17 protein-coding genes are annotated in these 20,127 nt (G+C 63.7%); 6 read left to right on the forward strand and 11 right to left on the reverse strand.

The features are described 5' to 3' along the window. Position 1 precedes the first annotated feature (1 nt). The 4 genes from NKL06_RS31240 to NKL06_RS31255 all read left to right on the forward strand — a co-directional run bounded on the left by NKL06_RS31240 (position 2) and on the right by NKL06_RS31255 (position 4,149). Positions 2-1,006 carry a xanthine dehydrogenase family protein molybdopterin-binding subunit gene (locus NKL06_RS31240; RefSeq protein ID WP_023690781.1) on the forward strand — a complete coding sequence of 335 codons (1,005 nt, stop codon included), beginning with the start codon at positions 2-4 and terminating at the stop codon, positions 1,004-1,006. Beyond that, positions 1,006-1,890, forward strand: a complete 885-nt coding sequence (locus tag NKL06_RS31245) for an AAA family ATPase (protein WP_023690780.1) — start codon at positions 1,006-1,008, stop codon at positions 1,888-1,890. The genes NKL06_RS31240 and NKL06_RS31245 overlap by 1 nt, the downstream gene beginning before the upstream one ends. Before the next feature lie 235 nt (positions 1,891-2,125). Continuing rightward, positions 2,126-3,262 (forward strand): vWA domain-containing protein, encoded by a 1,137-nt coding sequence (locus NKL06_RS31250; RefSeq protein ID WP_023690779.1) that lies wholly within the window; start codon positions 2,126-2,128, stop codon positions 3,260-3,262. Beyond that, positions 3,262-4,149 (forward strand): amidohydrolase family protein, encoded by an 888-nt coding sequence (locus NKL06_RS31255; RefSeq protein ID WP_023682245.1) that lies wholly within the window; start codon positions 3,262-3,264, stop codon positions 4,147-4,149. The genes NKL06_RS31250 and NKL06_RS31255 overlap by 1 nt, the downstream gene beginning before the upstream one ends. A 44-nt stretch (positions 4,150-4,193) precedes the next feature. Here NKL06_RS31255 and NKL06_RS31260 read toward each other — a convergent pair whose 3' ends face one another. From NKL06_RS31260 to NKL06_RS31290, 7 genes are all read right to left on the reverse strand, one after another. After that, positions 4,194-4,601, reverse strand: coding sequence for a carboxymuconolactone decarboxylase family protein (locus NKL06_RS31260; RefSeq protein WP_023668181.1), 408 nt, complete (start codon positions 4,599-4,601; stop codon positions 4,194-4,196). 248 nt (positions 4,602-4,849) lie between these two features. Continuing rightward, on the reverse strand, positions 4,850-6,346 hold the full coding sequence (locus NKL06_RS31265) for a sugar ABC transporter ATP-binding protein (RefSeq protein ID WP_023690778.1): 1,497 nt from the start codon (positions 6,344-6,346) through the stop codon (positions 4,850-4,852). Beyond that, positions 6,346-7,395: an NHL repeat-containing protein gene (locus NKL06_RS31270; RefSeq protein ID WP_023690777.1), complete on the reverse strand. Its 1,050-nt coding sequence runs from the start codon at positions 7,393-7,395 to the stop codon at positions 6,346-6,348. The genes NKL06_RS31265 and NKL06_RS31270 overlap by 1 nt, the downstream gene beginning before the upstream one ends. Next, a complete protein-coding gene (locus tag NKL06_RS31275) occupies positions 7,392-9,515 on the reverse strand; it encodes an ABC transporter permease (protein WP_023690776.1) in 2,124 nt (707 codons plus the stop codon). The genes NKL06_RS31270 and NKL06_RS31275 overlap by 4 nt, the downstream gene beginning before the upstream one ends. A 78-nt stretch (positions 9,516-9,593) precedes the next feature. Further along, the gene (locus NKL06_RS31280; protein ID WP_023690775.1) at positions 9,594-10,619 is read right to left on the reverse strand and encodes a sugar ABC transporter substrate-binding protein; all 1,026 of its coding nucleotides are present in this window, start codon (positions 10,617-10,619) and stop codon (positions 9,594-9,596) included. A gap of 60 nt (positions 10,620-10,679) precedes the next feature. Beyond that, positions 10,680-11,666, reverse strand: a complete 987-nt coding sequence (locus NKL06_RS31285) for an ABC transporter permease (RefSeq protein WP_023690774.1) — start codon at positions 11,664-11,666, stop codon at positions 10,680-10,682. 272 nt (positions 11,667-11,938) lie between these two features. Beyond that, positions 11,939-13,372, reverse strand: a complete 1,434-nt coding sequence (locus NKL06_RS31290; RefSeq protein ID WP_023690773.1) for a DHA2 family efflux MFS transporter permease subunit — start codon at positions 13,370-13,372, stop codon at positions 11,939-11,941. A gap of 109 nt (positions 13,373-13,481) precedes the next feature. Between NKL06_RS31290 and NKL06_RS31295 the strand changes: the two genes are divergently transcribed. Together NKL06_RS31295 and NKL06_RS31300 are read left to right on the forward strand one after the other, a co-directional pair. Next, complete coding sequence (locus NKL06_RS31295) at positions 13,482-14,483, forward strand: ornithine cyclodeaminase family protein (RefSeq protein ID WP_023690772.1); 1,002 nt, start codon at positions 13,482-13,484, stop codon at positions 14,481-14,483. Then, complete coding sequence (locus NKL06_RS31300) at positions 14,480-15,988, forward strand: HAL/PAL/TAL family ammonia-lyase (protein ID WP_023690771.1); 1,509 nt, start codon at positions 14,480-14,482, stop codon at positions 15,986-15,988. The genes NKL06_RS31295 and NKL06_RS31300 overlap by 4 nt, the downstream gene beginning before the upstream one ends. On the opposite strand, the gene NKL06_RS31305 is transcribed toward NKL06_RS31300, so the two are convergent. The 4 genes from NKL06_RS31305 to NKL06_RS31320 all read right to left on the reverse strand — a co-directional run bounded on the left by NKL06_RS31305 (position 15,989) and on the right by NKL06_RS31320 (position 20,046). Then, positions 15,989-16,792 (reverse strand): 3-methyl-2-oxobutanoate hydroxymethyltransferase, encoded by an 804-nt coding sequence (locus tag NKL06_RS31305; RefSeq protein ID WP_023682254.1) that lies wholly within the window; start codon positions 16,790-16,792, stop codon positions 15,989-15,991. It lies immediately after the preceding gene. An 85-nt stretch (positions 16,793-16,877) separates the two neighbouring features. Next, a complete protein-coding gene (locus NKL06_RS31310; protein ID WP_023690770.1) occupies positions 16,878-17,972 on the reverse strand; it encodes a fatty acid desaturase family protein in 1,095 nt (364 codons plus the stop codon). A gap of 16 nt (positions 17,973-17,988) precedes the next feature. Then, a complete protein-coding gene (locus NKL06_RS31315) occupies positions 17,989-18,903 on the reverse strand; it encodes a sugar phosphate isomerase/epimerase family protein (protein ID WP_023705643.1) in 915 nt (304 codons plus the stop codon). Positions 18,904-18,957: 54 nt separating this feature from the next. Then, positions 18,958-20,046 carry a Gfo/Idh/MocA family protein gene (locus NKL06_RS31320; protein WP_352581527.1) on the reverse strand — a complete coding sequence of 363 codons (1,089 nt, stop codon included), beginning with the start codon at positions 20,044-20,046 and terminating at the stop codon, positions 18,958-18,960. Positions 20,047-20,127 lie beyond the last annotated feature (81 nt).

Genomic DNA, 20,127 nt, shown 5'->3' on the forward strand with positions numbered 1-20,127 from the left:
GATGGCGATAAGGCGCGGACGCGGCGTCGCCGCAATCAACTATCCCACGGGCATGAACCTTGGCGGCGACCCGACGCAGGCGCTGGTGCATTCGACGCCGACCGGCAATTTCATGGTGACGCTTTCCAGCGTCGATCTCGGTCAGGGCTTGAAGCAGATCATGGCGCAGATCTGCGCCGAAACCATCGGCGTGCCGACGGACCGGGTTACCATCGACACCGCCGACACCGACACCGGTCCGCACTGCATGGGCACCTTCGCCTCGCGCGGCACCCACCGCGCCGGCAACGCCGTCATCCAGGCGGCCAAGGAAGCGCGCCAGGTGATGCTGGAAGTGGCGGCGGAAGAGCTGGAGGTGAACGCCTCCGATCTCGAAACTGATGGCGAGGGCAACATTCTGGTCAAGGGCGCGCCGCAAAAGTCGATCTCGATCTTCGATGTCGCGCTGTCGGCTCATTTCAAGCGTGGCCGCTCGATCTCAGGCCGCGGCATGTTCCTGATCCCGCGCTCCTATCCGGAGAAAGAGACCGGCGCGATGAAGCCGTCGACCTGCTACGCCCATGCCTGCACGGTGGCCGAGGTCGAGGTCGATGACGAGACGGGCGAGGTTACGGTGCTGACCGTGAAGAACGTCTTTGAGATCGGCCGCGCGCTGAACCCGAAAATGGTCGAGCAGCAACTGGTCGGCGGTTCCTGGATGGGCATCAGCCACGCGCTCTACGAAACGACCGAGCCCTATTATCCCAACCGCGACCATGGCGGCACCGACTTCAACCAGTATCTGATGCCGGGACCGGGCGATCTCGCCCAAACCGAGATCATCGTGCTGGAGCGGCCGTCGGCGGATGGTCCTTACGGTGCCAAAGGGCCAGGCGAAATGTGCGCGAACCCGCAGATCCCCGCGGTTGCCAATGCCGTCTTCGACGCCGTCGGCGTGCGCATCGACACGCTGCCGATCACACCGGAGCGCATATTGCGCGCGCTGAAGGCGCAAGCGGCCAATTGATGACGCCAGAGGTGAACGCAGAGACTGTCGCGACCTCACCGGAGGCGGTGGCACGCCACCTCGCTGGATCGCGCTATCTCGCCGACGACAGCCTGGCGACGGCGATCTTCCTGGCCATACGGCTGGGCAAGCCGTTGCTGCTCGAAGGCGCGCCCGGCGTCGGCAAGACCGAAGCGGCCAAGGCGATCGCGCAGCTGCTGGGCCGCGATCTGGTGCGGCTGCAATGCTATGAAGGAATCGACGCAGCACACGCGCTCTATGAATGGAACTACCAGCGCCAGCTGCTCGCCATCCGCCATGCCGGCGAGCACGAGATCGACATCTATGACGACCGCTTTCTGATCGCGCGGCCATTGCTGCAGGTGCTGCGGGCGCCGGAGCAGCGCGTGCTGCTGGTCGACGAGATCGACCGCTCCGACCACGAATTCGAAGCGCTACTTCTGGAATTCCTCTCCGACTTCCAGATCAGCATTCCCGAACGCGGCACCATCCGCGCCGAAGCGCAGCCGATCGTCATCCTGACGTCGAACCGCACCCGCGAACTCGCCGAAGCGCTCCGGCGCCGCTGCGTCTATCACTGGATCGGCTATCCCGACGCCGAGCGCGAAGCCGCCATCATCATGCTGCGCGCCGGCGATGTCGCCGAGACCACCGCCCGCGCCGTGGCGGCCGCTGTGCAGGAGATCCGCGTCCGGCCGCTGGCCAAGCCGCCCGGCATCTCCGAGGCCGTAGAATGGGCCAACGCCGCCACCATCCTGGAGAAGGGCGGCAGCCCGTGGCCGGAAGCCTTCCGCCGCGCCATCGGCGTGCTGATCAAGGACGAGGAGGATTTGTCCGCGATCGCGCCGGAGCTTGGCCGGATTGTCGAGGAGGCGCTGGGGTGACGTGTGAGGTCAACAGCTCGTTCACAGCGAGGTGGCCTCACCTGGGCACTCTGCAACGCTGGCGGGACAGCGCCCCCCTCTGTCCTGCCGAACATCTCCCCCACAAGGGGGGAGATCAGCCGTCATCCTGGCTTTCGCCAATCTCCAGCGGCGCAGAAAGAACCGAAGCGCCAAAGCTGCTGATCTCCCCCCTTGTGGGGGAGATGTCCGGCAGGACAGAGGGGGGCGCGAAGGAATGATGCGTCAGGGAACCCTTCCTCTCGCCTCCGCGCCCTTCCTCCACTTCGCCCGGCTGCTGCGCCGCCACGCCTTTGCCGTCGCCCCCGAGCAGGTCTCCAGCTTCATGCAGGCGGTCACCCTGCTCGGCCCCCGCTCGATGGCCGACATCCGCGAGGCGGCGCTCGCAACGCTTGCCCCCCCGCCCAATCGCCGCGGCGAATTCGAGGCGCATTTTCGCAATCACTTCCATGGCGATGGCCAACCCTCGATCGAAGGCGAGGAAGACGAGGAAACCCGCATCAAGGACGATCACGGCACGCGCCAGGAGGAGAAACAGACCACGCGCCAGGAGAAAGGCGGCGAACTGTCGTCGGCAATCGAACAGCTCAGCAGCCGCGACTTCCTCCGCGACAACGATGGCCTTGGGCCCTTCCGCCGCAAGCTCGCTTCAGCCCTCCCCGCGCGCCGCTCATTCCGCACCGTGCGCACCCATTCGCGCGGCAAGCTCGATCTGCGCCGCTCGCTCAGGGAAATCGTCAGCGCCGATGGCGATATCCCCTCGCCGCAGCTCCGCCGCCGCCAAACCGTTTCGCGCAAGCTGCTGATCCTGATCGATGTTTCCGGCTCGATGAAGCTGCATACATCGGATTATCTCAAACTGGCGCACGCCGCCGTACAAGGTGCTGACCGTGCCGAAATCTTCACCTTCGGCACGCGGCTCACCCGCATCACATCCGCACTGCGTATCCGCGATCGCGACCAGGCTCTCGCCCGAGCGGCGGCACTCGTCGACGACTGGGACGGCGGCACGCGCATGGGACCGACCCTGCTCGCCTTCCTCTCGGTGCCGCGTTTCTCAGCTTTCGCCCGCGGTGCCGCTGTGATCATCCTGTCGGACGCGCTGGAGCGCGGCGACCATGCCGATCTCGAGACCGCAATGCGCCGGCTGAGCGCCCGCGCCTTTCGCCTGTCGCTGGCCACACCGCTGGCCGGTGACCCGCGTTTCCTTCCCGCCACGGCAGCACTCCGCGCCATCCTGCCTAATCTCGACGATCTCATCGACGGCTCGTCGCTCGGGAGCCTCACCGATTTCATCCTGTCGCTCGCCCGCCCCGCCCCGGCGGCGTCGGCAATCTGGAAAAGGGTATCGTGATGCAGAAAGCCATCGACGCGCATTTCCACATCTGGCGCCAGCAGGACCAGCCATGGCTGGTCGGGCCGATGGTGCCGCGCATTTTCGGCCCCTACGAACCGATCCGCCGCGACTATCCGATCGAGGAATTTCTCGCCGATCAGCAAGGCGCAGGTGTCGAGAAGGCCGTCTATGTCCAGACCAACTGGGCCAAGGAGGATTTCGAAAAAGAAGTCGCCTTCCTGCAGAAGACTGCCGACGAGACCGGCTGGCCGCACGCTATCGTCGGCTATACCGATATGACCGTCGACGATGTCCGGCCCCAGATCGATCGATTGAAAAAGTACCCGCTGCTGCGCGGCGTGCGCATGCAGATGCATTGGCACGAGACGCCGGCCTTCCGCTTCGCTGCCTCGGCCGATCAGGTCATCGACCCCAAGGTGCGGGCCAATGTCGCGCGGCTTAAAGACTATGGCCTGTCTTTCGACCTGCAGCTTTTCCCTGCCCAGATGAAGGACGGGCTGACGCTGGTCGGCGAGAACCCGCAGATCAACTTCATCCTCACCCATGCCGGCATGCTGACCGGCTTGGAGCCGGAAACCACCGAGGCCTGGAAAGCCGGCCTGAGTACGCTATCAACAGCGCCGAACTTCTACGCCAAGCTGTCGGGCCTCGGCACCTTCGCCCACCGCAACGATCCGGCGTTGATTGCCTACATCGTCGACAATGCCATCGACATTCTGGGCGCTGACCACCTGATGTTCGGCTCCAACTTCCCGATCGAAAAACTCTGGACGACCCATGCCGAACTGATCAAGGCGCACCGCGCCGCGGTAGGCAAGCATGGCGCAGCCGCCGAGGCGGATATCTTCTGGAACACGGCCGAGAAGGTTTACAGACCGGCATAGCGCACTGCTTCCCCTCTCCCACAGGGAGAAGGGAAATCCGCCCCTCACCTCACTTCAAACTCGGGATCGACCGGAATCTGCATCGCCGTCACCAGATGGTTGGTCTGCCCGGCCAGCCCGATGATCGACACCATCTCGCCATGCTGCGCATCGGTCATGCCTTTGGCGCGGGCAGCTGCCGTATGCGAGTGGACGCAGTAGGAGCAGCCATTGGCGGTCGACACCGCGATATAGATCATTTCCTTGGTCAGCGGGTCGATGGCGCTCTCCGTGGCCATCACCACCTTCACCTGTTCCCATGTCCGTTTCAGCAAGGCCGGATCGTTGGCGAGACCACGCCAGAAATTGTTGACGAAATCCGATTTGCGCGTCGCGCGGATGTCATCGAACACAGCCTTCGCAACCGGGATTTTTTCGACCTCAGCATCGCTGAGGAGTTTTGTGGCGGCCATGGCGTTTCCTTTCGTTGAATCGGTGGATCAGGTGGTTGAATCAGGTCTCGAGCAAGGGCGGCTAACCGGCTATTCCGATTCAGTTTTTGATGCTGACAGAACCATGGCGATTGGCCGAAGCATCTCAGCTTCGTCATTCACGGGCGAAGCAGGCGCGAAGCGCCGTCGCGGAGACCCGAGGATGACGAAGGCGCTGAGGCCTTCGCCAATTGGCGACGTATGCGCACCCTCAAACACCGACCAGAAACCTAATGAACCGCCGCATACATGATCTTCTCCTCCGTCGCCTCGGCGGGCGAAAACTCCTCGACCATGCGGCCCTGCCGGCACACCAGAATCCGGTCCGACAGGTTCATGATTTCCGGCAGGTAGGACGAGATAACGACGACGGCCAATCCCTCGTCGGCCAGCCGGTTGATGATCTGGTGGATCTCGGCGATGGCGCCGACATCGACGCCGCGCGTCGGCTCGTCGAAGATCACGATACGCGGCTGCTGCACCAGCCCCTTGCCGATCACCACCTTTTGCTGGTTGCCGCCGGAAAGCTCGACCACGCGGGCATTGTCGTTGATCGCCTTGATGTTCAGCGTCTTCGTCCATTCAGCGGAAAGCGTGCGCATCTCCTGCTGGTTGATCACCCAGGCCTTTTCGCGGCCCGCCGCCAGCAGCCCGCCGAACAGGTTCTCGGCAATGCCCATCGTCTCGAAAATGCCCTCGCTTTTGCGGTCCTCTGTGACGTAGACGATGCCGTCGGCGACCGCCTCACTGGGCACGAGATAGCGCACCGGCCTGTCGTCGAGTTCAATCGCGCCACCGCGCAGGAAATCGCGCTTGTAGATGCCCGACACGATCTTGAAGGTCTCGGTGCGGCCGGAGCCGATCAGCCCGAACACGCCGGTGATCTGTCCCTCGAAGATCGAGAAGGAGGTGTTGCGCACGACATTGCTCATCGAAATGTCCTGCACCGACAGCACCTTCTTGCCGGCCTTGCGCAGCCTGGCCTCGTCGCGCTGGCGATAAATCTGTCCCGACAGTGTACGCCCGACCATGGCGGCGACGATCTTGTCGCGATCGAAGGCCGATGTGTCGTCGGTTATGACCAGCTCGCCATCGCGCAGGATTGTGATGCGGTCGGCGATCATCAGCGCCTCTTCCAATGCATGGCTGATGAAGACGATCGAGACGCCGTTCGCCTTCAGCCGCCGGATCAGTGCGAAAAAGTGCCGCTTCTCCTCCGGCGTCAGCGTCGCCGTCGGCTCGTCGAAGATGATGATCTCGGCATTGTGGTGAACGGCGCGCGCGATCTCGACCATCTGACGCTTGGCCGCGCCGAGCGTTGCCACCATGGCGTTCGGGTCGACCGGGAAGTTCAGCGATTGCAAAAACTGTTGCGCCGAAATGTAGGTGCCGCGCAGCCGGTTGAGAAACTTTTCGGTGCCGAGATAGAGGTTCTGCGCCACTGTCATCGACGGCACTAGGCTGGTCTCCTGGAACACCATTGCGATGCCGGCCTCGAGCGCCGCATGCGGCGAGGCGTAGGCGATCTCGCCGCCTTTGTGGAACATCTTGCCGGAAGTGGCGTCGACGACGCCGGCAATGATCTTGGTCAGCGTCGATTTTCCGGCGCCATTCTCGCCGAGCAGCGCGTGGATTTCGCCCTTGCGCAGTTCGAAGCTGACTTGTCTGACCGCGGGCACGCCGCGATAGTTTTTGGTGACGTTTTCCAGGCGCACGATCGGTTCCATCAGAGACCTCCTGCGTCGATGGCCAGCACGCAATCGCCGCCCCTGGAGGCGATGAACAGGCGGCCGTCCGTTTCCGCCACGCTGCAGATGCCATGGCGCCTGCCGTCGGCGCGGCTGTGCAGGCTGAATTGCGGCTGCATGTTCTGATCGAGCCTGACCACCAGCCCATAGGAGCGGCTCGGCGACCAGGGCTTGTGGATGCCCATGGTGCGGATGCCGCCGCATTGCAGCGGTTCGAGGAAGCTGCGATTGGAGGCCAAAGCCGGCGCGATCCAGTAGGCCGGCGCCACCTGGTCTAGCATGTCGCGCCGATAGTGGGTTTCCTGGAGAACGAATTCGATCAGCCGGTTGCGTGGCGCGAACAGAGCCAGCCACGCGCCGCCATCGCCGGCCGGCGCGAGGCGCGCGGGATAGCCGGGCAGATGCGTCAGCACGGTCGAGCGGCTACCGGTCGCACCATCGAAGCGAACGAGCTGATGGCGCCAGCTTTCGCTGACCAGCACATCCCGCCCAATGGGATGCAGCCCATAGGGAAAGGCGATATCGCCGGCCACTTTGCGGAACTCGGCGGCGGCCGCGTCCCGCCTCCAAAGCGAACCGGACGCGCCCTTCTTCATCAGGTCGGCGGCCCATTGCGACGACGTGTGCTCAGCCGAGCCATTGGCCAGCCACAACGTGCCGTCGTCTGCATAGGCAAGCGCGGTGATGCAGCTGACGCCGGCCGGCAGCGAAACCTCCTTGCCGGCAACCAGCAGCTTGCCGCTTTCCAACCCCACCGTCAGTTCGCCCGACAGTGATAGAGCCAGCGCCGTGATGGGGGAAAGAAAGGTCCCGACAACTTTCGGCTCCACCCCTGCGGCAAGCGAATATACCGCATTGCCGCTGGAAACGAGCAGCCGGCCATCGGCAACCAGAAGATTGTCGGGCTCCGTCAAATCGGCGAACACTGGCGCCTCGTCCAGCCGCGTGTTGGGACGGAAGGCACCGTCGAGCGGTGGGATGGTCACCGCCTTGCCACGAAACAGGTCGAGCACAGGATCGAGGATCATGGCTTCGCTCCCCAGTAAGAAGCGGAGCTGGTCCAGTTCGGGTCGGCGCCCGCAATCTTGTAGCGGCCGATGCGGTTGTTAAGGATGCCGCCGACGAACAGGAAACCCTTGTGCTCGCGCATCGAGGTGACCATCGGATGCGCGCCGCCGGTGAGGTCGCCCATCGCCTCGACAATGCCGCCCTTGTCGTTGAATTTCACCACGCCGCCGGTGTTGATGTTGGGGAACAGCCACTCGTCCTGCGGCAGCCGGCGCGTCATGCGCTTGCGCATATCGGGATGGCGCAGCGACAGGTCGAAGCTCGGCGTGCGCATGCCGAGCCATGCCATCCAGTAATTGCCGTCCGACGCCCGGTTGATGTTGTCGGGATAGCCCGGCATGTCGCGGATGACGCATTCGGCGGTGCCTGCTTTCGGCCCTTCCAGCCAGTATCGATGCACACGGCAGGCCCAGCTCTCAGCGAAGAACAGCGACTTCCCGTCATGCGCCATGCACACGCCATTGGTGTAGCGGTAGCCGTCGAGCAGTGTCTTCGTCGAACCGTCCTTCGGGTCATAAACCAGCAGCCGGCCGGTGGCGCGGTTCTCGATCGAGTCCAGCGCCCAATCGTGGGCGTCATAGCGCTTGGTGGAGTCAGTGAAATAGATCCGCCCGTCCGGCGCGATGTCGCAATCGTTGGGGTCGCGCAGCCGCGCATCGTCGACGATCGAGGTCCAGGAACGCGACGTCTCCGCCGACAGGCGTTTCACATCCCGATCCGGCGAGACGGAATAGAGCCCCATGGCGCCGACGCAGCTGATCAGATTGCCCGATTTGTCGAAGGCCAGGCCCAGCGGAAAGCCGCCGATATGGGCAAACACCTCCGATTTCATATAGTCCGGCGCGAAGAAGCGGACGATCTCGCCATGGCGCGTGCCGCAATAGAGGTGATCGTCGCGGTCGAGGATGACGTCTTCCGGCCCTTCCAACTCGCCGAGCCCGATATGGTCGGCCGCCGACAGCCGGTTGTCGAGCGCGTAGGGCGTGCCTGAGCCCGGCACCGCAGACTGTGTCTCGCCCATCTTGAGATAGACCGGCGCGACATAGACTTCGTTGAGCACCTTATGGCGGTTCTTCAGCCAGCGGATGTCGATCGTCACCGCCACCGCCAGCATGATGCCCAGCACCATCTGGTTGGTGCCGGTGCCATAGCCCAGCCGGATCAGCCCGTTGGTCATGGTCAGCACGATGATGGCGCCCATCAGCCCCTTGATGACCGAGCCGCGGCCACCACCCAGGCTGACGCCGCCGACCACCGCCGCCGTCAGCGCCATGATCTCAAGGTTGAGGCCGGTGCCCGGCCCTGCCCCACTCAGGCGGCAAGCGATCAGGAAGCCGCCGATCGAGGCGCAGAAGCCGGAAAAGACATAGGTCATGAACACGGTGCGGCGCACGCGAATGCCGGCATTGTGCGCCGAGCGCCTGGATCCGCCGACCGCCAGCACATGCCAGCCCGGCCGTGAGCGCGTCAGCGCGATATGGGTGACGATGGCAAGAATGATCGCCAGCCACACCGAGACCGAAAGCCCCCAGAAGGTGCTGTCGCCGATGAAGTCGAGCACATCCGATGTCGCCTGGGAAAGCTGCACGTCGGCGGCATAGGTGGTGACGAGAATATCGAACAGCGCCCGGCCGAAGATGAACGTCACCAGGGTGGTGAGGAAGGCGCGCAGCCTGAGGTAGCCGACGAGGTAGCCGTTGACGGCGCCGAAGATCAGGCCGGTGGCGAGCGATGCCGCCAGCGCCAGCCAGATAGACTGTTCGAGAATGAAGAAGACATAGACGGCGGAGAAACAGGACAGCGCGAAGATCGAGCCGACGGACAGGTCGATGCCGCCGCCCAGCATCACCACCGTCATGCCGGTGACCACCATCGAGAACTCGCCGAGCTGGCGGGTCGATTCCTGCAGCGAGGTCAGCTTGAAGAAGCCGGGAATGATCGAGCCGAACACGCTGAGCGTCGCCACCAGCGCCAGGAACGGAATGGCGTTGTCGGTCCAGCGTTTTGTCAGGATCTCGCCGACCAGATGGTCGGGCACGAGATTGTAGCGCCAGGACTGGAGGCGTTCGCGAAAGGACATCGGCGGCTGCTATTCCATGAGGGAACGAGGTGACCGGATTGTCCAGTCACCTCGTTTATTTCAGTCGAAAAGCGCGGCTTACTTCGCCGCCGCTTCGGCCTGCAGCGCCTTCAGGTCCCAGCAGCTGTCGGGCTTGAGGTCGGCCTTGGTCGTAGCCTTCTCCAGCGTGTAGATGTAGGTGTGCGACGTGCCGGCCGGCTGGCCGCTCTGCAGCAGGAACTTGATGATAGCGTTCATGTCGCCGGACTGGCGGGCCAGATCGGTCATCACCACGGCGCCGTAAGTTCCGTCCTGCAATTTGTCGCAATCGGCCGCCTTCTCGCCGCCGCCGGTGGTGACCAAAAAGACCTTGCCGTCGAGCTTGGCGTCGCGGATGGCGGCGGATGCGCCGGTGGCGTCACCATCCCAGAAGTCGATGATCGAGCAGATGTCGGGGTTCTGCTGCAGCATTGTCGTCGTCACGTTGCGCGACGTCGTCGGATCCCAGTTGGAGTCGGGCTTGGCCACGACTTTGAAGTCGGGGTGCTTCTCCAGCACCTTCATGATGCTGGCATACTGGTAGAGACTGGACGAGTTGGCCTGATCACCCTGCACAAGGCCGATCTTCTTCGACGAATTCTCGCCGCAGCCCTTGATCGCCGCTTCGGCCTCGAGTTGGCCGAGCCGGTCCCAGTCGCTGCCGACAAAGGCGTCGGCCGGGAAGTTGGCGGGATTGTCGACCAGTATGACGTAGGTGCCGGCGGCCTGCGCCTTCTTCATCAGCTTGGAATAGGAGTTGAGGTCCGGCGCATGGATGATCAACACGTCCGGCCTTGTGTCGGACGAGATCGCGTCGGTGATCGCCTGTGCACCGGCATCGACGACCCAGTTCGGATCGCGTGTTTCGAAGGTGCCGCCCCAGGCCTCGACTTCCGTCTTCAGATAGTGCGACCAGCCCTGCGCAAGGTCGAAGCCCATCGCCAGCGGCACCAGCATGACGCGCTTGCCCTTGAGCGCCTGCGCGTATGCGGCCGGGCCCGGATCGTCGGCGGCGAAGGTCGGCGCGACGAAGGCGGTAGCGGCAAGCGCCGTGGCGGCCGCCATCAGTGTTCTGATCAGTTTCATGTCACATCCTCTGTTTTTCACTTATTGCCGGCCGGTCGGCATGACCCGGTCGGGTACCCCTTAGATGTCGCCCTGCTGCGCGGTCTGTTCGTCACGCGGATTGATGATGCCGTCGACGATGATGGCTCCGAGCAGGATCGCCGCCTTGATCAGGTTTTGATAGAGCAGCGGAATGTCGATGATGGTCATCGCGTTCGACAGGATGCCGATCAGTGCAGCGCCCACCAGCACATTGCGCACCCCGCCCCGCCCGCCGGAAAGGCCGATGCCGCCGATCACCGCCACCAGCACGATGTCATAGAGCAGCGTCGAGTTGACGACGCGGGTGTTGATCGAATGCAGGCTTGCCGCCGTGAGCAGGCCGGCGATCAGCGCGACGAAGGCCGAAACCACATAACGCAGCACCAGCATTGGCCGCACCGGAATGCCGATGTTGCGCGCGGCGACCGGATTGTCGCCGGCGAAATAGATGTAGCGGCCCCATTTGGTGTAGCGCAGGAACAGGAAGAACAGGAAGGCGAGCCCGGCGAAGACGAACACTTCGATCGGAATGTCGAGGAAACGCAGGCCGCCGAGCAACTCCACCCAATGGCCCTGAGGCACCGGCACCGCATCCTGTGTGATCAGTTGCGAGCGGACATAGCCGAAGACGAAGGAGCCGGTCGCCAGCGTCACGAAGATCGCCGGCACGTCGGCATAGGCGACGAGAAAACCGTTGAGCAGGCCGATGGCGAGCACGCCTGCCAGCACATAGGCGAAGGCGAGCCCATCAGGCGTTCCGGCGTTGAGCAATTGCAGATACCAGGCGACCGACATCGCCATGATCGCCACCGCCGACAGGTCGATGCCCCTGCCGATTATGACGACCGCCATGCCGAGCGCCAAAATGCCCAGCACCGACACCGAGCGGACGATGGCAACGAGATTGTTGGCAGCGATGAAACCAGGCAGCCCAATGGCAGCGGCGACGAACAGCACCACGGCGATGGCAAAAACAATGCCTTCCTGATTTAGGCTCCTGACATTTGGCCAGCCAATCGTGTTCATGTCTGCATTCGCCCCGATGGCAGCTCTGCCACCCCTTCCGAAGAAAGCTAATCGGCTCGGCGCCGCTTCGTCAAATGAATCCGCGCTCGGAACACCCGTTGGCAGTGATAATCTTCCAGTGGACGCACCGATTGCTAGAACTGGCGCAATGCTAGGAAAAGGCTGCGCTTTTGGCATTCGGTTGCGCCATTGCGCGTATGCGCGAAGGTGCCGTTCTGAGGCGAAAGCACAAGGCGGAATTAATTGCCGCCTGAGCGGCGAAAATCGCGAATTCAGGTCCTGGTCATGTGGCCTGAAACTTCGGCGCCTGCACCGGGCGGCAGCACGAGGAACCGCAACGCCGCCGCCAGCCCGATGGCGCCGATGACCAGGAAGGCGATGCGAAAATCGACGAGGTCGAGCGCCGGCCGGTGCCTGACGATCTGCGACAGGTTCAGAATGGCAGCCGCCACCGCCACGCCGAACAGCATCGATATCTGCTGCAGCATGGACGACAAAGTCGCCGCCGAGTTGCGCTGCGCGGCATCGATGTCGGCGAAGGCCAGAGTATTCAGCGCCGTGAACTGCATCGAGCGCGTCAGGCCGGCGATCAGCATCAGCATCACTACCAGCGCCTGCGGCGTTTCGGGCGAGATCGCCGCGCAGGCCATGATCGAGGCCGAGGCGATCAGGCCGTTGACGACCATGACCGTGCGAAAACCAAAGCGTCGCAGCGTCGGCGTCGTCACCGTCTTCATGCCGAGATTGCCGAGGAAGTAGGCCACGATCATCAAGCCGGCATCGACCGGCGAAAGGCCAAAGCCGACCTGAAACAGCAGCGGCAAAAGGAACGGCGTGGCGTTGATCGCCACGCGGAAGATGGTGCCGGCGGCAAGCGTCGAGATGGCGAAGGTCTGCACCCTGAACGCGCTGAGATCGAGCAGCGGATGCGGCGCGCGCCGGAGATGCCGCACCGCCAGCCAGCCGATGACGATGCCGGCGGCAACCAGCAGCACGGCGGGCAAGGCGCCGTCTTCCGGATGTGCGATGCGCTCAAGGCCGTAGAGCAGCAGCGCGAGCCCCAGCGACGTGAGGAAAAACCCCGGCCAATCCAGCGGCTTGGGATCGGCCGCGCGGTCGCCCGGAATGAAGCGCGCGACCAGCGCCAGCCCGACCAGCCCAAGCGGGATGTTGATGAAGAAATTCCAGTGCCAGGACAGGTACGTGGTAATGAAGCCGCCGAGCACCGGCCCGACCACGGGAGCAAACAGCGCCGGCCAGGTGATCAGCGCCGTGGCGTTGAGCAGCTCCGATTTCGACGCATTGCGCAGCACCAGAATGCGCCCGACCGGCGTCATCAGCGCGCTGCCAAGGCCTTGCACGACACGGGCCGCGACGAACTGGGTAAGGCTCTGCGAAAAGCCGCAAGCTAGCGAGGCCAGCGTGAACAGTACGATCGCCAGCAGGAAGATGTTGCGCGCGCCGAAGCGGTCGGCAAGCCAACCCGATAGCGGCACGAACACTGCCATGGTCAGCATATAGGCGGTGATGCCGATACTCATAGCCACAGCCGGCACGCCGAAGGATTCTCCCATCTGCGGCAGCGAGGTCGAGATGATCGTCGAATCCAGCAGCTGCATGAAAAACGCGATGGCAACGATCAACGCCACGCGCCGCGCATTGCTGGCGGTTGCGGCGGAGGCCTCGGTGTCGGGAACGGCAGTCATAGCGAACCGCGTTGAACAGCATATGGCTGGCCCCGTCCAGAGCTTATCCAACAAACTTCCGTGTCGGCTCGCAGCCTGTTATGGATGGGCGGGCGGCCAAGGACATTGCATGAAGCCTATCTATATCGACTACCTCAATGCCCTAGATATCGAAGCCCTGGAGATGACCGACGGCGAAATCATTGCCGCTGTCGAAGCCGGGCTTGTCGCGCAAGGCAATGGCCAGACGGTGATCGAGCCGCGCGTCCATCTTGAACCCGACCCTTCCTTCCATGGCCATTTCAACGTTCTGCGCGGCTACGTTGCGCCGCTCGACACGGCGGGCGTGAAAATCGTCGGCGACTATGTCGACAATTATCTGCACGGGCTCCCTTCAGAATTTGGCATTCTAAACCTGTTCGATCCGCGCACCGGCACGCCGCGCGCCATTCTCGACGCCACCGTCATCACCGACATGCGCACCGGCGCTGTCACCGCCATCGGCGCCAAGCATCTGGCGCGCAAGAATTCCAAGGTGCTGGCCCATATCGGCGCGCGCGGTACCGCCTACTGGAACGTGCGCCTGCTCGACCATCTCTTCGACTTCGACGAGATCCGCGTTCATTCGCGCCGCCCGAAAAGCCGCGACGGCTTCGCCGCCAAACTCTCCGCCGATCTCGGCAAGACCGTCACGGCGGTCGCCGATTGGGAGAGCTGCGTCAAGGGCGCCGACATCGTCGTCGAGGCCTCGCGGCTGCCGGAGCCGCAGCCGCTGCTCAAGACCGAATGGATCAAGCCTGGTGCACTGGTCGTGCCGTACGGCACGATGAGCGCGGTGGAGCTGTCGCTGACCGACATCATGCAGAAAATGGTCGTCGACGATTGGGGCCAGTGCAAGGGCGGCAAGTTCGGCTCGCTGCGCGCTCATGTCGAAACCGGAAGGCTGAGCGAGACCACGCTGCACGCCGAGCTCGGCCAGATCGCCGCCGGCCTCAAGCCGGGCCGGCAAAGCGACGACGAGACGATCCTGTTCTGGCATCGCGGCCTGTCGCTGTCCGACATTGCGCTGGGCAAGGCGATGCTGGCCAAGGCTGCTGATAAAGGCATCGGCCAGAGGCTGCGCTTCGCATGAGCGCGCTCGTCCTCACCGGCGCCGGCGTCAGCGTCGAGGATGTCGCGGCGGTCGCCCGCGGCGGCCGCAAGGTCGAGGTTGAACCGACGGTCATCGAGAGGCTCGACAAAGCGCGAAAAGTGCTCGACCAGGTCGCCGCGTCCGGCCAGCAGATTTACGGCCTCAACACCGGGCTCGGCGCCAATCTCGGCACGTCGGTCGAGGGCGATGCCAGCGCCTTCCAGCGCCAGTTGCTGGAAGGGCGAAGCGGCGCTGTCGGCGAACCGTTGCCCCAAGAGGCGGTGCGGGCGACCATGCTTGCGCGCGCAGCGATGCTGGCAGTCGGCGGCTCCGGCATTTCGCCGGTGGCTTTCACCGCCCTTGTCGATGCGCTCAATGCCGGCGTGCATCCGGTAATGCCGCAGTTGGGCTCGATCGGCGCCGGCGATCTCGTGCTGATGGCGGCGCTCGCCCGTCTGCTGACCGGCGACGGCGAAGCTGACTATCAGGGTCGGCGCATGCCGGCGGCCAAGGCGTTGATGATGGCGCGGTTGGCTCCGATCAGCCTGGCGCCGAAAGACGGCCTGTCGCTGATCAACGCCTCGGCGGTATCAGCCGGCACTGGCGCGTTGGTACTGGCCGACGCGCTGTCGGCCTTTGCGCAACAGCAGCAGGCGGGAGCGCTGACCATGGAAGGGTTTGGCGCCAACCGCACCATCCTCGATCCGCGCCTGCATCTGGCGCGGCCGGCAGCCTGCCAGCAACTCGCGGCCAAGGGCCTGCGCGACCTGCTTGCCCGCGACGAGGAGCCGACGCCGACCACCTTGCAGGACCCGCTGTCGATCCGCTGCATGCCGTCGATCCATGGCGCGCTGATCCAGGCGATCGACCAGGCGCGGCTGGCGCTGGAGATCGAACTCAATGCCGCCGCCGACAATCCGCTGGTGCTGGGCGATGACGGGCTGGTTCTGTCGACCGGCAATTTCCACACCGCATCGCTGGCACTTGCCTTCGAGACGCTCGGCTTGGGGATCGCGCAATGTGCCGCGGCAAGCGTTGCCCGCTTGATCCAGCTCGCCGGCTCCGGCCGCAACGGCCTGCCGAAATATTTGTCGCCGGTCGGCGGCGCCTCGGCCGGTTTCGTGCCGCTGCAAAAGACGGCAACGGCAATCCTGGCCGGCATCCGCCACAAGGCCAATCCGGTGATGCTGGATTTCCTTCCCGTGTCCGAAGGCGTCGAGGACCATGCGACGCAGACCCCTCTGGCGGTGTCGAAATGCGCCGAAATGATCGCGCTATGGCGCCGGCTGATCGCCTTCGAACTGATGGCCGCCGCGCAAGCCGTCGATCTGCGCGACGGTCTCAAGCTGGCGCCCGGCACAGCAGCGGTCCATACCGCGGTGCGCGCGCATGTGGCGATGCTGAGGGAGGACCGGCCGCTGGGAACGGATGCCGAGGTACTCCATGCCATGCTCGCCGACGGAACATGGCAAGGTGCAGCGATGATCGGCAAGGAGGCCGAGTAGTCAGCCCTTTGCGTCCACCCGTTTCATGAACAGGCTGAGCTCGGCCGGATCCATGCGCACGACATGCCTGTCTTCCGGATAGGCGCCGCTATCGACGTCGGCAACGTACTCGGAAAACGCCGCGACGCGTTCCGCCTGCAGACGATCGTACTCGGCGGCGAAGTTGCGGTAGACCTTGGAATGGCGCGGCATGTGGCCCCGGTTCTGGCCAAGAATATCGTCGGCAAACAGATATTGCGCGTCGCAGCCGGTGCCCGCACCCATCGACAGCATGATCAGCGAGGTCCGTTCCGAGATCGCCTTCGCCACCTCGATTGGCACCACTTCGATCTCGGCGCCGAGAGCTCCAACGGCCTCATACTGCTTGACCGCCTCAAAAATCTGCATGGCGGTGTCGGCGGTCTTGCCGACGGCCTTGAAGCCGCCGGTCCAGGTGGCGCGGGACGGAATGAGGCCGACATGGCCGATGACGGGGATCGCGTCGTCGGCGAGCCGCTTCACGGTGGCGAAACCGGCGCTGCAATAAACGGCGTCGGCGCCGGCCTTGTAGAGCCGGAACGCCCAGCGCAGGAAATCGTCCGCCGTGCCGATCTCATAAAAATTCTCGCCCGGCATGGTGAACAGGCTGGGCGCCGCATCGCGATACTCAGGGTTGAGCACCAGCTCGGGCGGCACCGAGACGATATCGACCCCTGCCCGCTCGGCAGCCTCGGCCTCGTCCATGGTCAGGACGCGCAGCATGGTCAGCTGGCGCTTGCCCTTCATGGCGCGCAGATCGGCGACGGTCGGTCTCTTTCGGCTCATCGGGATGTCCCTGTTGGCTGGTTGCTTTTCCCGGTCACCTTACCGGCCCCGTAACAGGCCGGATAGAAGGCGGGTGGTTTATTCGCTACTCGGCCGCCGCCGACATATCGAGCTCGTGAAATTCACCGCGATAGGGCCGCGCCGTCGGCGGCAATTCGCGCTTGAGGAAATAATCCTCGTACCGCAGCTGCTTCAAAAGCACCGGCCAGACTTCGCGATAGGCATGCCACATCGACGGGTTCGCCACCGGCAGATCGTGCTTGATCAGCTCGTGCAGCCTCGGCAGCGCATGATAGGGCACCATCGGGAACATATGGTGTTCGACGTGATAATTCATGTTCCAGTAGATGAAGCGGCTGACCGGGTTCATGTAGACGGTGCGCGTGTTCAGCCGGTGGTCGACGACATTGTCGGCCAACCCGATATGCTGGAGCAGGCCGGTCAGAACCATGTGCCAGCTGCCATAAAGACGCGGCAGGCCGATCAGCACCAGCGGCAGCCATGAACCCAGCGCGATCGCGAGGGCGATCGTCGCAACGTACACGGCGACATGCCAGCGCGCCGCCGTGATGGCCTTGCCCTGTTCGGTCTCAGGAATGTAGCTCTTTTCGTCGTCCGACAGCTTGCCCAACGCCTGGCGCGCCAGGATCGGCAGCGAATAACGGAAATCGAGAATGCCGGTGAAGGCAAGCGCCGCCTTGACCAGATTTGGCGGCCGCATTACCGCGATCTCGGCGTCACGGCCGACGATGATCGTGTCGGTGTGATGCCGCGCATGGCTCCAGCGCCATTGCACCGGATTGCGCACCACCATGAAGCTGGCGATTTCGTAGATCGCATCGTTCATCCAGCGTGTGCGGAAAGCGGTGCCATGGCCGCATTCATGCCAGCGCGAGTCGCTCGACGATCCATACAGCACGCCATAGACGAGCAGGAACGGCACCACCCACCACGTGCCCCAGAACCAGATGATGCCGGCGGCCGAGCCCAGGATGGCTGCGATCCAGATGATGGTATCGCGGATCGCCGGCCCGTCGGAGCGCTGCATCAGTTCCTTCATTGCCTTGCGCGGCACGTCGGTGTGATACCACTCGGCCGAGGCCAGCCCGGTCTCGATCGCCCGGCGGGTGCTTTCGCCGACCAGGCCGTAATCGCGCTTTGTCTTGGCCGCCGTCGCCATCACCGTCTCGCCTACCTCAAAGCCCGTTGGCGCGGAACTTCCCGTCGAGAAATGTTTTCGCCCGCGGCACGTCGTCCTCGGTCAGATGCTCGATGATAACAGGGATGTTCGGGTGCTTCTCACTGAGCCGCTGCAGATAGAGATCGTAATTCAGCGATCCCAGCCCGGGCGCCGGCAGCTCGATCTCGCCGACGCCGCGGAAGGTCAGCCCCTCATGCGCGTCCGCGTCGCCGATATCGGCATGCTTCTCGGTCTTGTCGCTGCCTGAGCGCTTGACGTCCTTGGCGTGCGCGATGCGGATCTTGTCGGCCAGCGTGTCGAACACCTGGTTCAGCACCTGGTCCATGCGGTCGATATTGTGCGCCTCGAAATAATTGGTCGGATCCATCAGCAGGCCGAGGCCCGGATGGTCGACCTGCGCGAACATTTTGACCGTCTCCTCGACCGAACCGACGACATTGTTGACATAGGTTTCGAGCAGGAACACCGCGCCATGGTCGTAAGCCGTCTGGGCAAGATCCGAGATCACCTTGCGGCATTCCTCGAAGCCTTCCTCGGTCTTGTTTTTGGGATGATGCACCCAGTCGGATTCGGTGTTGTAGGTGCCGGTCTCCGAGATCACGTAGGGCGAGCCGAAGTCGCGCGCATTGCGGATGATTTCCTTGAGATAGCCGACGCGCTTCTCGCGCTCGGATTTGTCGGGATGGATGATGTTGGTGTAGCCCGAGATGCAGCAGACCGGCAGATTGTGGTCGCGAAACGTGTCGCGCACTGTCCTCGCCTTGTCCCCGGTGATCTGCCCGGCCGTGAGATCGACATCCCTGAAATGCATGTCGAGCTGCACTGTGTTGAAGCCGAGTGCACGGATGCGGCGGGCGGCCTCCGCGAGCTCATAGGGGAAATAGCCGGTGAAGATACCTGCCTGCATCATGATGTGAACTCCTCCCGGTAAGCGATTCAGCCGCCACACTATTCGGCGGCATGTTCAGTCGATCGATATCTCGGACAGTTTGACGGTGCGGCCTTGCGCCATCGAGCGGTAGCCCGCCTCGACCAGTGCCATTGTCTTGACGTTATCGGCGACGGAGAGCGCCGGCGGCGCGCCTGTCTTCACCGCATGCTGCAATTGCTCCATCACGCCGATGAAGGCATGCGGGAACCACATCGTGTCCCAGCTCGGGCTGACCCATTCGCCGCCGGTCGTCTTGGTCGACGCATAGGTCAGCGTCGAGGCCACGCCTTTCGGCCAGCCGATCGTGCCTTTGGCGACACCCTTGGTGCCGTCGACGCGCCAGTTGATGTGCTGGTCGTCCTCATAGCCCTCCTGGCGCGGTCCGGACCAGACATCCTCCAGCGACACGGCGAGCACGCCGGAGGGAAAGCGCAGCGTCGAGACGGTGATGCCGTCTGAATGGTCGAATGTCGTGCGCGGATCCTTGCGCGTCAGCGTGGTGATTTCCGAGGGATCGCCGAACAGGAAGCGCAGCACGTCCAGATGATGCACGCTCATATTGGCGAGCGTCAGCCGGTCGTAGTCCTGAAGGAAAGTCTGCCAGTGCGGGATCGCATGCATGTCGATCTGCGCAAAGACGATGTCGCCCAGCGCGCCGCTGTCGATGATCTGCTTCAGGACGCGCATCGACTGGTCGTAGCGCATGTTCTGGTTGACCGAGAGGATCTTGCCTGACTTGGCTGCCTCGTCGCGCAGCTTCACGGCTTCATCGACCGACAGCGCCAGTGGCTTCTGCGCCAGGATCGCCTTGATGTGGGGCTGCTTCAGCGCATGGCGGATCAGCGCCGGCTGCTGGTCGGGTGGAAAGGCAAGGTCGACGATCTCGACCTCGGAATCCTCGATCAGCTGTTCCGGTGTGTCGTGGATGGTCGGAATGCTCCAGCGTGCAGCTACCTTCTCGGCGCTGGCCTTGGTGCGCGAAGCGATGGAGACGACTGGGAAACCGGCCTGCGCATAGGCGGCAAGATGGCATTCGGCCATGATCATGCCGGCGCCGATGCAGCCGATCCGGTATTCGCTGGTGCGAACCCTTACATCCGGCTCGAAACCCTGGCCTGCCATCCATTCCTCCCTGGAGGACGGATATAACGCCATGGCCCGTCGATCAGCCAAGGTCCGCTCCATCAATTCCCATCAGAACCA

The sequence above is a fragment of the Mesorhizobium sp. C268A genome (assembly GCF_040324475.1).
GTDB lineage: Bacteria > Pseudomonadota > Alphaproteobacteria > Rhizobiales > Rhizobiaceae > Mesorhizobium.